The sequence below is a fragment of the Klebsiella sp. R445 genome (genome assembly GCF_051131755.1).
GTDB classification, from domain to species: domain Bacteria; phylum Pseudomonadota; class Gammaproteobacteria; order Enterobacterales; family Enterobacteriaceae; genus Klebsiella; species Klebsiella lignicola.
Genome location: NZ_CP180446.1, coordinates 2406351 through 2421053 on the forward strand (window position 1 = coordinate 2406351; position 14703 = coordinate 2421053).

Below are 14703 nucleotides of genomic sequence, written 5' to 3' on the forward strand. Positions count from 1 at the left end.
TCTCTCCCGTTATTCAGTCAAATTAATTATTTCCTAACCACTTCAGGCTAGCTGACCAAACCGGGAGAGAACACCAGAACTCTCCGAAGTGGTGTTTTCACGCGGATGTTCTTGTTTTTGTTCTAAGCCGATCGCAAGGCAAAAAAAAGCGCCCCCGGGGTCGACCACCGGAGGCGCTTTTTACGGGCAGATTACATTATTTCTTAATCTGCGCGTGCATTTCCTGCACCGAGGTGACCTTCTCGATAGCGTTGGCGTTCAGCGCCATTGCCGTCGCGAAACCGCCGTTCAGGGTCGTGTCGTAATGAACTTTGTACTGCAGGGCGCTGCGGCGAATCAGCTTGGAGTCTTCAATCGCCTGACGACCTTCAGTGGTGTTGATGATGTAGGTGTATTCGCCATTCTTGATACGGTCCTGAATGTGCGGACGACCTTCATGCACCTTGTTCACCAGACGCGGGTTGATACCGGCTTCCCCCAGCACAATCGCGGTGCCGTGGGTGGCATCCAGTTCGAAACCAAACTTCAGCAGTTTCGCCGCCAGGTCAACCACACGCTCTTTGTCGCCTTCGCGAACGGAGAGCAGCGCGCGTCCCTGTTTTTTCATGGTTGAGCTGCTGCCCAGCTGCGCTTTCGCGAACGCTTCCGCGAAGGTACGCCCTACGCCCATCACTTCCCCGGTAGAGCGCATTTCTGGCCCTAACAGCGGGTCAACGCCCGGGAATTTGTTGAACGGCAGCACCACTTCTTTCACCGAGTAATACGGCGGGATAATCTCTTTGGTCACGCCCTGCTGTGCCAGGGTCTGGCCAGCCATCACGCGCGCCGCCACTTTGGCCAGCGGAACACCGGTGGCTTTCGAGACGAACGGGACGGTACGTGCCGCACGCGGGTTGACTTCAATCAGGTAGACTTCGTTGTTCTTCACTGCGAACTGGACGTTCATCAGGCCGCGAACCTGCAGCTCGAAGGCCAGCTTCTGTACCTGCTCGCGCATCACATCCTGAATTTCCTGGCTCAGGGTGTAGGCCGGCAGAGAACATGCGGAGTCACCGGAGTGTACGCCTGCCTGTTCGATGTGCTCCATGATGCCGCCAATCAGCACCATTTCGCCGTCGCAGATTGCGTCAACGTCAACTTCTACCGCGTCGTCAAGGAAGCGGTCCAGCAGCACCGGCGCGTCGTTAGAAACGCTGACCGCGGTCTGGAAGTAGCGACGCAGGTCGGCTTCGTCGTAGACGATTTCCATTGCCCGGCCACCGAGGACGTAGGACGGACGTACCACCAGTGGGTAGCCAATCTCTTTTGCCTTCTCAACGGCCATCTCGATGGCGGTAACGGTGGCGTTAGCCGGCTGCTTCAGTTTCAGACGGTCAACCGCCTGCTGGAAACGCTCGCGGTCTTCTGCACGGTCAATCGCATCCGGGCTGGTGCCGATAACCGGTACGCCAGCGGCTTCCAGCGCACGGGCCAGTTTCAGCGGAGTCTGGCCGCCGTACTGCACGATGACGCCTTTCGGCTTCTCGATGCGCACGATTTCCAGCACGTCTTCCAGGGTGACCGGCTCAAAGTACAGACGATCAGAGGTGTCGTAGTCGGTCGACACGGTTTCCGGGTTACAGTTGACCATAATGGTCTCGTAACCGTCTTCACGCAGCGCCAGCGAGGCGTGTACGCAGCAGTAGTCAAACTCGATACCCTGACCGATACGGTTCGGGCCGCCGCCGAGGACCATGATTTTATCGCGGTCAACGGACGGGTTCGCTTCACACTCTTCGTCGTAGGTGGAGTACATGTAGGCGGTGTCAGTCGCAAATTCCGCCGCGCAGGTATCCACACGCTTGTAGACCGGGTGCAGGTTGTACTGGTCACGCAGCTTGCGGATTTCGCCTTCACGAACGCCCGCCAGTTTTGCCAGACGCGCGTCGGCAAAGCCTTTGCGCTTAAGCTGGTGCAGGAAGTCAGCGGTCAGGCCGGTGATACCGAGTTCGGTCACTTTCTCTTCCAGACGTACCAGCTCTTCAATTTGTACCAGGAACCAACGGTCGATGTTGGTCAGGTTGAAGACGCCGTCCACGGACAGCCCGGCACGGAATGCATCGGCGATGTACCAGATACGCTCGGCGCCAGCGTCTTTCAGCTCGCGGCGGATTTTGGTCAGCGCTTCCGGATCGTCGAGGCTCACTTTCGGGTCGAAACCGGTGGCGCCCACTTCGAGGCCGCGCAGCGCTTTCTGCAGAGATTCCTGCTGGGTGCGGCCAATCGCCATCACTTCACCCACGGATTTCATCTGCGTGGTCAGACGGTCGTTCGCGCCAACAAATTTTTCAAAGTTGAAGCGTGGAATTTTGGTGACGACGTAGTCAATGGACGGTTCGAACGATGCCGGGGTACGACCGCCGGTGATGTCGTTCATCAGCTCATCCAGGGTGTAACCGACCGCCAGTTTCGCCGCCACTTTGGCAATCGGGAAGCCGGTGGCTTTCGATGCCAGTGCGGAGGAACGTGATACGCGCGGGTTCATTTCGATAACAATCAGTCGACCGTCTTTCGGGTTCACCGAGAACTGAACGTTAGAACCGCCGGTTTCCACGCCGATTTCACGCAGTACCGCCATCGAGGCGTTACGCATCACCTGATACTCTTTGTCGGTCAGGGTTTGCGCCGGTGCCACGGTGATGGAGTCACCGGTGTGAATGCCCATGGCGTCGAAGTTTTCGATGGAACAGACGATGATGCAGTTGTCGTTCTTATCGCGCACCACTTCCATTTCGTACTCTTTCCAGCCGATCAGCGATTCATCAATCAGCAGCTCGTTGGTCGGAGAGAGATCCAGACCGCGGGTACAAATTTCTTCGAACTCTTCGCGGTTGTAGGCAATACCGCCACCGGTGCCGCCCATGGTGAAGCTCGGACGAATGATGCACGGGTAGCCCACATCGGCAGCAACGGCCAGCGCTTCTTCCATCGTGTGTGCAATACCGGAACGCGCGGTATCAAGGCCGATTTTCTTCATCGCCACATCAAAGCGACGACGGTCTTCTGCTTTATCAATCGCATCGGCGGTGGCGCCGATCATGGTCACGCCGAACTCTTCCAGCACGCCCTGACGTTCCAGCTCCAGCGCGCAGTTCAGCGCCGTCTGGCCGCCCATGGTCGGCAGAACCGCGTCCGGACGCTCTTTTTCGATGATTTTGCGTACCACTTCCCAGTGAATCGGCTCAATGTAGGTGGCATCGGCCATTTCCGGGTCGGTCATGATGGTGGCCGGGTTAGAGTTCACCAGGATGACGCGGTAACCCTCTTCACGCAGGGCTTTACAAGCCTGAGCGCCAGAGTAGTCAAATTCACAAGCCTGGCCGATAACGATCGGGCCAGCGCCAAGAATCAGGATGCTTTTTATGTCTGTACGTTTTGGCATGGCTTTTTTCTCCTGATTATTTCGCGGACTGGCGGTACTGCTCAATTAACTCGATAAAATGGTCGAACAACGGCGCGGCATCATGCGGGCCAGGGCTCGCTTCCGGGTGTCCCTGGAAGCTGAAAGCCGGTTTGTCAGTACGGTGGATGCCCTGCAGTGTGCCGTCGAACAGTGACTTGTGGGTCACACGCAGGTTAGCCGGCATGGACGCTTCGTCGACCGCAAAACCGTGGTTCTGCGCGGTAATCATCACCACGTCGTTATCGATATCTTTGACCGGGTGGTTGCCGCCGTGGTGGCCGAACTTCATCTTCACGGTCTTCGCTCCGCTCGCCAGTGCCAGCAGCTGATGGCCGAGGCAGATGCCGAATACCGGAACATCGGTTTCGAGGAATTTCTCAATCGCGTCGATGGCGTAATCGCACGGCGCCGGGTCACCAGGACCGTTGGACAGGAAGATCCCGTCCGGATTCATCTTCAGCACCTCTTCCGCAGAGGTTTGTGCCGGCACGACGGTCAGACGGCAGCCGCGGTCTACCAGCATGCGCAGAATGTTGCGTTTGGCACCGAAATCGTAGGCCACAACGTGGAACGGCAGTTCGCTTTCCGCTTTCGCTTCCGGCAGGTCGCCCGCCAGCGTCCAGCTTCCTTGCGTCCAGCTGTAGGTTTCTGAAGTGGTGACTTCTTTTGCCAGGTCCATGCCGTTCAGGCCCGGGAACGCTTTGGCTTTTTCCAGCGCCAGCTGTGCATCCAGGTTATCCCCTACGATGATGCAGCCGTTCTGTGCGCCCTTTTCGCGCAGCAAACGGGTCAGCTTACGGGTATCGATATCGGCAATCGCCACGATGTTATGGCGCTTCAGGTAAGAAGAGAGGTCTTCGGTATTGCGGAAGTTGCTGGCAATCAGCGGCAGGTCGCGAATAATCAGACCTTGTGCATGTACCTGGGAAGATTCTTCATCGGCGGCGTTGGTGCCGACATTACCGATATGAGGATAAGTAAGAGTGACAATTTGGCGGGAATAGGAGGGATCAGTGAGGATTTCTTGATAACCGGTCATTGAAGTATTGAAAACGACTTCCCCAACCGCCGTGCCCGTTGCCCCGATGGCCCGACCGTGAAACTGGGTTCCGTCTTCCAGAACCAATAGCGCTGACTTAATCAAAACACCCTCCAGAGAATATTCACTCACTTTATTTGCATATTAATGCATAGCGATAGCACGAATCAATGCAAATTTGCTTACCTATGGATTTCTGGCAAACGGCGGCATTCTGGATAGATGTCGGGAAAAAGTCAACTTAAAGCCGATATTTTTAATCTATTTTTACGTCACTGGGCACTTCACACCGCTTTAGCAGGCAAAAAGATCAACTAACTATGCTAAGAAAACGCTTGCGGACCAGGAAGATTGAAAAAATGCGGGCCTGAGCATGAAAAAGTAGACCAGATGGTCAAAATTTACAATAACACAACAGAAATAGGAGAGATAAAGCAGAATTATAAAAGCTTGAGATAAAAACACTAATGAAATAATTAAAAATAAAAAGGGCAATAAAATATTGCCCTTTGCAATCAATCACATATTGAATGCAACAACCACATCACGATGGGTAATAAATCTTATAAACTGTTTAATTCCAGGACGTCACGCATATCAAAAAGCCCGGTTTTCTTGTCTTTCAGCCACAGTGCGGAACGAACGGCGCCATTGGCAAAGGTCATCCGGCTGGAGGCTTTATGGCTGATTTCAATGCGCTCGCCGATATCGGCGAACATCGCCGTATGTTCCCCGACGATGTCACCCGCGCGCACGGTGGCAAACCCGATGGTGCCCGCTACGCGCTCGCCGGTATAGCCTTCACGGCTGTAGACCGCACAATCCTTCAGATCTTTGTTCAGGGCACCGGCAATCGCCTCGCCCATCGCCAGCGCAGTGCCTGACGGTGCATCGACCTTGTGGCGGTGGTGAGCTTCGATAATTTCGATATCAGTATAGTCACCCATGACCTTCGCCGCTTTTTCCAACAGCTTCAGCATGACGTTAACGCCGACGCTGAAATTAGCTGCGAAAACAATGGCAATATCCTGCGCGGCATCGCGAATAGCTTGTTTGCCCGCATCATCAAAACCCGTTGTACCAATCACCATCCCTTTCGCGTGCTCGCGGCAAAATGCCAGGTGGTTTAAGGTGCCTTCCGGGCGGGTAAAATCGATCAGCACGTCAAAATCATCGTTGACTGCCGTCAGGCTGCTTTGCACCGTGACGCCCATGTGGCCTGCGCCTGCCAGTTCGCCAGCATCGCTGCCGAGCAGGGAGGAACCTTCGCGCTCCAGCGCCGCGCCCAGCGCCACGCCGTCCATCTGCTGTACCGCTTGAATCAACTGGCGTCCCATCCGGCCGCCCGCGCCCGCGATGGCCACGCGGATTTGTGCATCATGCATAGCTATTCTCTTTTGTTAACTTTACGTAAATAGTTTTCAGAGTAACCAGCCCAACGATGGGCCGCTACTCAAAAACACCGATAATTAGAAATTTATGACAAACCGCGATCGATATCAGTAAAAACTATATGTTTTTCATCATTAGAAGGAGAGATATCGTAGCGTTAAAGCACCGCTAACAGCCTGAGATCTCTGACTCTTTGCGCATAAATCCGCACGATTCACGGATCACCAGCGCGGGGGGCAGAATAATCCGTTTTGGCGGCTCGTTATTGCCCTGAATACGGCTATACAATAGCTCACCGGCTTTCCGACCAATCTCTTTTGCTGCCACCGAAACGGTTGTCAGGGCAGGCTGAACCAGGGCCGCCTCGGTAATATCATCAAACCCCACCAGCGCAAAATCCCGACCCGGTTCACGCCCGGTTTTGCGTAGCGCCTGCATCACACCAAGAGCCACAATATCCTGATAACAGACTGCGGCCGTTATCTCCGGATAGCGGGTCAGGAGCGCCTCGGCGACTTTTGCCCCATCAATCTGGCTGGCCTTAGCCGTGACAATCCACTCAGGATTAGGGGATATTCCGTTTTCCAGTAGCGTACTGGTGAAGCCACCAATACGTTGCGCCCGAGTACCTGAACTCAAGCTGCCACCGATAAAAGCAATCTTTCGATGCCCCATTTTCAACAAGTGAGCGGTAGCCATTTGCGTGCCAAGAAAGTTATCGGTGCCGACAAAATCAAAATCCGGATCGCTGAGCGGACGTACCACCATAATGGCGGGAATATTGCGCCTTTTCAGGGCATCAAAAAATGAGGTCGGGGTTTCCCGCGCCGCGCACAACACCATACCGCAGGCGTTGTTTCGCATGAGTGAGTCAACAAACTTCTGTTGCCGCTCGCCTGACTCTTCACTGTTTGCCAGGAACAGCAGCAGGTCGTGCCGCTCCATTTCATGACTTAACCCCGCCGTCATCTCACCATAAAACGGGTTGGTAATATCATGCAGTAACAGTCCGACCTGATTGCTACTGCGATTACGCAGGTTAGCGGCAGTCTGGTTGTAGACATACCCGGAATCATCCAGAGCTTTCAGCACCCGTTCACGCGTAGCTTGTGAAATCCGTCCTCGATTACGCAGCACCATCGAAACGGTAGCCGTAGACACCCCTGCCCTTTCGGCCACCTGTGCCAGCGTTACTGTCGTCATCATGCCTCCTGTTCGTTCATTAAAGGTTAATCGAATAACCTAAAAAATGCATTATTCCCTGTGAGCACACTCACATTAAGACGCATTTTAGCCCGCTGGTTGTGGATTATGGCGGGTTAATCGCGTTAACCATACTGTCAAAACAAGGTTAATCGATTAATCTTTATTTAGCCAATATGGAGAAAAATAATGCAAACGACCTATGATAAATTCCCTGATATAGCCATTCAGGGCTATGACGACCAGGCCTGGCAGGGTTGGGCCTCCATCAATACCGCACTTAACGCCAGAGCATCAACATCCTCCAGAACCGTGCTGGTTGTGGACTGCTACCCAGGTGTGCGGATTGAGGAGTTGGAACAGCGTCTGTTGCCATCACTCAACGCTGCATTGACACTGAACGTCGAATCCGCCCGCCGCGATGAGCAAGCGTTACACGATCTCCTGGCGCGCAATCTTACCGATGACCGCGTCTTCGGCGTGCTGTCCTGCCATCACCTTGATGAGTTTTTTAATGTCGAAAAACTGCATCAGTTACGCCGCCAGGTTGACGCAGTAACGGAAGGCGTCATTGTGATCTATGGTCCTGGCGCCACGCTCGTTCACCCAGGAGACCTGCTGGTCTACGCTGATATGCCACGTTGGGAAATCCAACAACGAATGCGCCATGATGGCCTGGGAAACTGGGGGGCCGATAACCAGGACGAAGATATTCTCCGCCGCTATAAACGCGCCTTCTTTATTGAATGGCGCGTCTTCGACCGCCATAAAACGCCGTTGCTCAAACGTACCGATTACCTGCTCGACACCACACAAAAAGATGCACCGACGCTAGTCAGCGGTGAAGCGCTGCGCGCTGGACTACAGCACACTACCGCCCGCCCGTTTCGGGTCGTCCCTTTCTTCGACCCTGGTGTCTGGGGCGGTCAGTGGATGAAACAACAATTCGATCTCGATCCCTCCGCGCCCAATTACGCATGGTGTTTTGATTGCGTGCCCGAGGAAAACAGCCTGTTACTGCGTTTTGGTCAGGTGCGGATCGAGATCCCCTCACAAAACCTGGTGTTACTCCACCCGCGTGCGCTGCTTGGCGAGAAGGTCCACGCCCGGTTTGGCGCTGAGTTTCCTATTCGCTTCGATTTTCTGGATACCATCGGCGGTCAGAACCTCAGTTTCCAGGTTCATCCGGTTACCGAGTACATCCAACAACAGTTCGGGATGCACTACACCCAGGATGAGAGCTATTACATCCTAGAAGCCGAGCCGGGAGCCGTAGTCTATTTGGGAACGCGAACGGGAATCAAACCGCAGGAGATGCTCGACGATCTACAGGCAGCCGGTCGTGGCGAAAAAGCGTTTGACGATCGGCGCTTCGTTAACCAAATCCCGGCGCGTAAGCACGATCACTTCCTTATTCCTGCCGGTACGGTTCACTGTTCCGGAAGCGGCACAATGGTGCTTGAAATCAGCGCAACACCCTATATCTTCACCTTCAAACTCTGGGACTGGGGGCGTTTAGGTTTAGACGGATTACCGCGCCCGGTGCATCTGGAGCATGGCGAACAGGTCATCGACTGGCAACGCGATACGCAGTGGGTCAACGACAACCTGGTTAACCGCATTGAACCTATCACCGAAGGAGAAGGCTGGCGAGAGGAGCGGACGGGCATGCACGAACGTGAGTTTATCGAAACCCGTCGCCATTGGTTTACCGCGCCGGTAACGCACCATACCAAGGGTGGCGTTAACGTATTGAACCTGATCGAAGGGGCTGAAGCTCTCGTCGACAGCCCTGACGGTGCCTTTGAGCCCTTTATCGTCCACTACGCCGAGACGTTTATCATACCCGCCGCAGTAGGTGAGTATCGCATCTCTCCATCGGGGAAAGGCGCAGGACAGCAACTTGCCACCATCAAAGCCTGGGTAAGGGGATAAGCAGATGATCAACATCATTGTTGCCAGCCACGGTCCTCTTGCCAACGCCCTGCTAGCCAGCGGGCGGATGGTTTATGGCGAATTACCGCATGTCTCTACCGTCACGCTCGACGAGCAGGCGGGCATCGAAGGCTTTAAGCAGGACTTCGCCCGCACGCTGGATGAAGCCGGTCAGCATGCCGACGGCGTACTGGTGCTATGCGATATGCAAAGCGGTACGCCATGGAACGTCGCCTGCCTGCACGCATTTTCTCCCCAGACAACGCCTCCTGTCGCCGTACTGGCCGGGGTTAATTTCCCGATGCTGCTGCAGAGTGAAGACATTATCCACCTCACGGATGTTCACGCCGCTGCCTTACAGCTATTGGCGTTAACCGTACCCACCCTGATTAAAGCCACCCCGGTTTTAGCCATTCAGCCCGATGATTTTTAGAGGAAAACGCTTATGAGTATCTCTTTTGTACGTATTGACGACCGGGTGATCCATGGGCAGCTCGTGACGCGCTGGGCCAAAGAGCTGCCCTGCGACGGTATCGTGGCAATTGACGACGCTGTCGCGGCCGATCCGCTACTTTCATCGGTGATGAAAGGCGCCGTGCAGGACATCAAAGTCTGGCTGTTCGACACCGCTACAGCCATCGAAAAACTGCCAAAAGTCATTGCCAGTGAGAAACGCTATTTCGTGATCGGCAAATCCCCGGTCACTTTACAGCGCCTGGAGGCGGCAGGGATCAGCCTGAAGAATGCCAATGGCAAAATCAACGTTGGCCCAATGAGCGCCCGCGCGGATACCACCACCATTGGACCAAATCAGTCGGTGAATGCCGCTGAGGTCGCCGCCTTTGACTGGCTGGTACAGCACGGGCATCACGTTGAATTCCGTCTGGTTCCGGATGCCAGCTACTACAGCTGGCAGGACGCACGCCAGAAGCTGAAATAAGGAGCGGATGATGATTATCGAAGCTACGTTGATTGGCATTCTTTGTTATCTGGGGGCCCTCAGCAGTCCCTGGCTTTTAGGTCTGACCGGCGGCTGGTATCTGATAACCCGACCGCTGGTGTCCGGTATGCTGGTTGGGCTGATTCTGGGCGACCTGAAGACCGGGATCATGATAGGCGTTGCGGTCCAGGCGGTTTATATCGCGATGGTGACGCCGGGCGGTTCAATGCCCGCGGACCTCAACTTCGTCGCCTATCCGGCAATTGCGTTAGGTATTCTGTCAGGTAAAGGGCCGGAGGTAGCGGTCGCTCTGGCTGCCACTATCGGTATCGCCGGCACGATTTTGTTCAATGCGATGATGGTACTGAACTCCTTCTGGAATCACCGGGCCGACGTGGCGCTGGAGCGAGGAGACGAACGCGGTATTTACCTCAACAGCGCCATCTGGCCCCAGGTCACGAACTTTGTTTTGCGCTTCGTGCCTACGTTTATTGCCGTCTATTTCGGCGCACAGTACATCAGCGGCTTTATGGACAGTTTGCCAAAAATCATTCTGTCGACGATGAACGTCCTGGGCGGCATCCTGCCTGCGGTGGGGATCGCAATCCTGCTTAAGCAGATCATCAAAAACTACACCATGCTGATCTATTTTCTCGTCGGTTTCGTCTGCATCGTCTTTTTAAAACTCAATATGATCGCACTGGTGATCGTGGGTTCGTTGCTGGCGCTTATCCATTACAACTACAAACCGGAGCCGCAACAAAACGCAGGCACTGCACCGGTCGTCGATGATGAGGATGAATTCTGATGGAAGAACGTACCCTGACCCGGAAGGATCTGCGCCGCTGCTGGCGAGCGTGGATGATGCACAACCTCTCGTCCATGAGCTTTGAGCGCCTGGAATCTTTCGGCTTCTGCCTGAGCATGCTGCCGGTGGCGAAAAAACTTTACCCGGATACCGCTGAGCGTACCGAAATGCTGCGCCGCCACGCTTCGTTCTATAACACTGAACCGCAAATCGGCGCGATTGTTAACGGTATGGTGCTGGGACTGGAGGAGAAAAAGGCTAACGGTGATCCCATCGACGGTGAAACGATCAATACCCTGAAAGTCGGTCTGATGGGGCCGATCGCCGGGATCGGCGACTCGATGATCCCAGGCATGCTAATCCCCATATTATTGAGTATTGGTATGGCGCTTGCGGCCGGCGGCAGTATTCTTGGGCCGCTATTTTATACCATCGCCTGGCTGGCTATTATTCTACCGGGCTCGTGGTTCCTGTTTTTGAAAGGTTACAAAATGGGCTCCGGCTCGGTAGAAATGCTGGTCAGCAGCAAATCGGCCCGCCTGCGCGAAGCCTTGTCGCTACTGGGGGTTTTCGTGATGGGCGGCGTGGCGGCAAGCTACGTAAAGCTCGGCACCGGACTAGAGTTTATTACGAAAGATGGCGTTAATATCCACGTCCAGCAAATGCTGGATGGTATTTTCCCGCAATTACTGCCTCTTGTCGTGGTGCTGGGGACCTGGTATTTGATGGCCAAACGCGGCGTTTCGCCAGTGAAGGCCATGATCATGCTGCTGGTGCTGGCTGCGGCAGGCGTCGCCAGCGGTTTCTTTGCCGGTTAACATGCCTGAATAAAGCTGACCGGGGCATTACGCCCCGGTTTTCTTATGGATGGAAGTTGTGCCACAGCTCCGCCGTTTTATCCGGGCGGGAGATAAACTGAAAGCGCGCAGGGTCGTCGATAAACTGCTGATAAATCGGATCGGAAGTTAGCCCAAATTCAGTGTACTGTCGGGGAGTGATCGCCTGTAATCGTCCTGCAACGTAATATGGATTGTGCTGCCAGACCACGTGCTTATCTTGCAATAACGGGTACCATGCCAGCCCCTTACGCGCTCGAACCGCCTGATACTCAAAACCATATTCACGGTCGCACCAGGCACCGAAAGTGAGTGGAACATCCGGGTTAGCCGATATCGTGGCGTGCCCCCATCCTGGTGGCACCAGCACTTTTTCTCCTGGGTTAGCAATCACGGCAAAGCAACGACCGGGGTCGTCCTCTACGTACTCCTGCATATAGATAATTGCGCTCCCTTGCCAGATCTCATAGAGCTCTGGCGGCGACCAACCACTGTGCTGGCTAATACGATGGATATGCCCCTGGCTACGAATCGGCTCATCTCCTAAACGTCCGGCGGCATAGGTCACTACGCCAAACAGCAGCATTCGTTTTTGTAGCTCTTCGCGATCCTGCATCCGCGCAACGTCCATGGCGATAGCATAGACATCTTGCGGTCCGTCGCAATGCGGGTCGCGCAGCGAAGCACGGATTTGTTCGAGGTGACGGATCTCCGGCATCGGACCAGTCACATCCTCACCATAGCTGAAACCCAGCGGCTGATGATGAATCGTCATATCCAGACCATAATCACTGACAGAATTAGCCATTCTGCACCTCCTTTGCCTGGATCTGTTGATGTTCCTCGATAATCCGCAACGCGAAGCCGTTTACCAGCGATGCATAGTCATGGCCTGCCACGCCGGGCCAGACGGCCAACGCAGAGAGCGTATCCTCACCGGTATTAATCAACCGGTGGGCGGTAAATCCGGGAATAATATGCACGGACCCAACAGAAACCTTTTCGAGCCGCGCCTGTCCTTGCTCATTTTGCAGCAACAGCAAACCGTTACCACGCAGGCCAAAGTAAACTTCGCCTTGCTCACGGCGGGCGTGGTAATGCCCACGGGTCATAAAATACTCGTTGCCAACTTTCCCCGGATACAGATGGGTAACGCCGGTATACAGAGCCCCTTCGTCTGAAGAGGTATCAAATATTTCTACATCATAAACAACCCGCTCTCCCGTCATGGCCTGATGAGCCTGCTCATCGGCAAAAATTCCGGCAAGATCGATAATGCGCGTTGACTTACGTAATAACGGACCATTGGAAAGTGCTCCACTGGCCCAGGCCACCTGCGGTGGCTGGATAAAAGAAGGATTCATGTTTGTCTCCGGCCCAAGGAGAACAGCAGAATCAGATTAGCAGATTAATCGATTAACCTTGAATGTATCATGCGAATTTGCCGTCGGTATCACAGATACCCACGGCAACATTGTCGCTATTCCAGCGTGTAGTTAACAATCATTTGCCCTTTTTTCATTTTCACCTGCAGTATCGTCACCTTGCCGAGCTCAGCCAGGCTGGCGACGTGCGTGCCGCCGCAGGGATAGCTCAGCATGTCGCCGAACCCGACCTTGCGCAGGCCATCAGCAAACGACATCTGACGCGGTAAATTCTCTGCCTGCCAGGCTTCAACCTGCGCCAGCAGCGCGCTGGCTTCGGGCAGCGACGCCTGTGCGCCAGCATTGAAGGTGATCCGCCCTTCGCCAGGCCAGTGATGAGCCTTAATGGGCTGCCAGCCAAAGCGTTCACCGGCCTGACCAATCAGATGCCCGGCAGAATGTAACCGGGCGTGCAGGTGCCTTTCTTCAGCATTCACCCGCATGGTGACTTCCTCCAGGGGCAGCGGCTGCGAAACAATATGCACAATGCTATCGCCGCGTGCGCTAACGCTCTCCACGGGAATATCGCCGATCCAGCCGCGATCGGCCGGTTGCCCGCCGCCCTGCGGGTGAAACAGGGTTTGATCCAGGGTGATGGCGTAGCGACCATCGGCTTCGGGCAGGCAGCCCAGTATCCGTGCGCGTCCTTCGGTCGCATCGCTGGTGTAATAAAGACGTTCAGTCATGGTTGTCCTCCTCTCTGTCAGGACAGTATATTGATATTACACATGACGATAATCCCGTCATCCATCAATGGACCTTTGCCTGATGAGCACAAATGAATCTTAATTTACTGCCCGACCTTGCCCTGTTTGTGCAGATTGTCGACCACGGCAGCTTCTCCGCCGTCGCCCGGCTGAACGGGGTAACGCCATCGGCGATCAGCCGCAGCGTCTCGCGTCTTGAACATGAGATGGGTTGCAAACTGCTGCAGCGCAGTACGCGTAAATTACGCCTGAGCGATGCCGGGGAATCGGTCTATAGCCACACGCTGGATATGCTGACGTCGGCCCGCCAGGCGATGGACTCCGCCAGCAGCACCCAGGAGGTAGCGCAGGGAAAACTCACGCTCAGCGTGCCTAAAGCCGTCGGTCGCTTCGTGATTCATCCGCTGATGACCGAGTTTCTCGATCGCTATCCGGAAGTGGATGTCTGCCTGCGGCTCGAAGACCGCTATCTGGATTTGATTGATGATGGTATCGATCTGGCGCTGCGCATTACCCATACGCCTTCTCCGGGGCTGCATGGCAAGCCGTTAATGCCGGTGACGCACATTATCTGCGCCACTCCGGGCTACTTACGCCAGCACGGCACGCCGCAGACGCCGGCTGACCTGCGTAACCATAGCTGTATCAGCCTCGGCGAAACCCCGGCCGACTCACGCTGGAAATTCCGTCAGGCGGGCAAAACGGACACCATTCAGACTCACGGACGCTACGCCGCCAACCATACCGCGGTACGTCTTGACGCGGTGAAGCAACATCTGGGGATCGGCAGCCTGCCGCTGTTTACCGCCCGCGAGGCGCTGGAGCGCGGGGAGATCGTGCAGGTTCTGGCGCAATGGGAGTTTATCAGCAGCTATAGCGGCCAGCTGTGGCTGCTGTGGTCGGGCAATAAGCACATGCCTGCCAGAATGCGGGCCATGATCGATTACCTGAGCGAGAAGATTTACCGTCGCTAGCTA

At 55.0% G+C, this 14703-nt stretch carries 13 protein-coding genes; 6 read left to right on the plus strand and 7 right to left on the minus strand.

Translation table 11 applies throughout. The features are described 5' to 3' along the window. Window positions 1-196 precede the first annotated feature (196 nt). The 4 genes from carB to ACMYSN_RS11210 all read right to left on the minus strand — a co-directional run bounded on the left by carB (window position 197) and on the right by ACMYSN_RS11210 (window position 7076). A complete protein-coding gene (gene carB, locus ACMYSN_RS11195) occupies window positions 197-3421 on the minus strand; it encodes a carbamoyl-phosphate synthase large subunit (RefSeq protein ID WP_154144485.1) in 3225 nt (1074 codons plus the stop codon). A gap of 16 nt (window positions 3422-3437) precedes the next feature. Beyond that, entirely contained in the window at window positions 3438-4586 is a 1149-nt protein-coding gene (gene carA, locus ACMYSN_RS11200) for a glutamine-hydrolyzing carbamoyl-phosphate synthase small subunit (RefSeq protein WP_123757557.1), read from the minus strand. Between the two features lie 458 nt (window positions 4587-5044). Next, entirely contained in the window at window positions 5045-5866 is an 822-nt protein-coding gene (gene dapB, locus ACMYSN_RS11205; RefSeq protein ID WP_462498030.1) for a 4-hydroxy-tetrahydrodipicolinate reductase, read from the minus strand. A gap of 175 nt (window positions 5867-6041) precedes the next feature. Then, the gene (locus tag ACMYSN_RS11210) at window positions 6042-7076 is read right to left on the minus strand and encodes a LacI family DNA-binding transcriptional regulator (protein ID WP_462498245.1); all 1035 of its coding nucleotides are present in this window, start codon (window positions 7074-7076) and stop codon (window positions 6042-6044) included. 189 nt (window positions 7077-7265) lie between these two features. Between ACMYSN_RS11210 and ACMYSN_RS11215 the strand changes: the two genes are divergently transcribed. Genes ACMYSN_RS11215 through ACMYSN_RS11235 form a run of 5 tightly spaced genes read left to right on the plus strand, consistent with a single transcriptional unit; the run spans window position 7266 to window position 11577 of the window. Continuing rightward, entirely contained in the window at window positions 7266-9011 is a 1746-nt protein-coding gene (locus ACMYSN_RS11215; RefSeq protein ID WP_462498031.1) for a class I mannose-6-phosphate isomerase, read from the plus strand. A 4-nt stretch (window positions 9012-9015) separates the two neighbouring features. Then, complete coding sequence (locus tag ACMYSN_RS11220; protein ID WP_462498032.1) at window positions 9016-9444, plus strand: PTS sugar transporter subunit IIA; 429 nt, start codon at window positions 9016-9018, stop codon at window positions 9442-9444. Window positions 9445-9456: 12 nt separating this feature from the next. Then, the gene (locus ACMYSN_RS11225; protein WP_123757562.1) at window positions 9457-9951 is read left to right on the plus strand and encodes a PTS system mannose/fructose/N-acetylgalactosamine-transporter subunit IIB; all 495 of its coding nucleotides are present in this window, start codon (window positions 9457-9459) and stop codon (window positions 9949-9951) included. A gap of 10 nt (window positions 9952-9961) precedes the next feature. After that, window positions 9962-10759, plus strand: a complete 798-nt coding sequence (locus ACMYSN_RS11230; protein WP_462498246.1) for a PTS mannose/fructose/sorbose/N-acetylgalactosamine transporter subunit IIC — start codon at window positions 9962-9964, stop codon at window positions 10757-10759. Then, window positions 10759-11577, plus strand: coding sequence for a PTS system mannose/fructose/sorbose family transporter subunit IID (locus tag ACMYSN_RS11235; protein WP_462498033.1), 819 nt, complete (start codon window positions 10759-10761; stop codon window positions 11575-11577). The genes ACMYSN_RS11230 and ACMYSN_RS11235 overlap by 1 nt, the downstream gene beginning before the upstream one ends. A gap of 43 nt (window positions 11578-11620) precedes the next feature. Here the strand turns inward: ACMYSN_RS11235 and ACMYSN_RS11240 are convergent, their stop codons facing one another. From ACMYSN_RS11240 to ACMYSN_RS11250, 3 genes are all read right to left on the minus strand, one after another. After that, window positions 11621-12403, minus strand: a complete 783-nt coding sequence (locus ACMYSN_RS11240) for a cupin domain-containing protein (protein WP_462498034.1) — start codon at window positions 12401-12403, stop codon at window positions 11621-11623. Next, entirely contained in the window at window positions 12396-12959 is a 564-nt protein-coding gene (locus tag ACMYSN_RS11245) for a cupin domain-containing protein (RefSeq protein WP_462498035.1), read from the minus strand. Before ACMYSN_RS11245 ends, ACMYSN_RS11240 begins: the two co-directional genes overlap by 8 nt. A 116-nt stretch (window positions 12960-13075) precedes the next feature. Beyond that, on the minus strand, window positions 13076-13705 hold the full coding sequence (locus ACMYSN_RS11250; RefSeq protein WP_462498036.1) for an alanyl-tRNA editing protein: 630 nt from the start codon (window positions 13703-13705) through the stop codon (window positions 13076-13078). Window positions 13706-13797: 92 nt separating this feature from the next. On the opposite strand from ACMYSN_RS11250, the gene ACMYSN_RS11255 reads away from it, so the two are divergent. Continuing rightward, on the plus strand, window positions 13798-14700 hold the full coding sequence (locus ACMYSN_RS11255) for a LysR family transcriptional regulator (RefSeq protein WP_462498037.1): 903 nt from the start codon (window positions 13798-13800) through the stop codon (window positions 14698-14700). Window positions 14701-14703 lie beyond the last annotated feature (3 nt).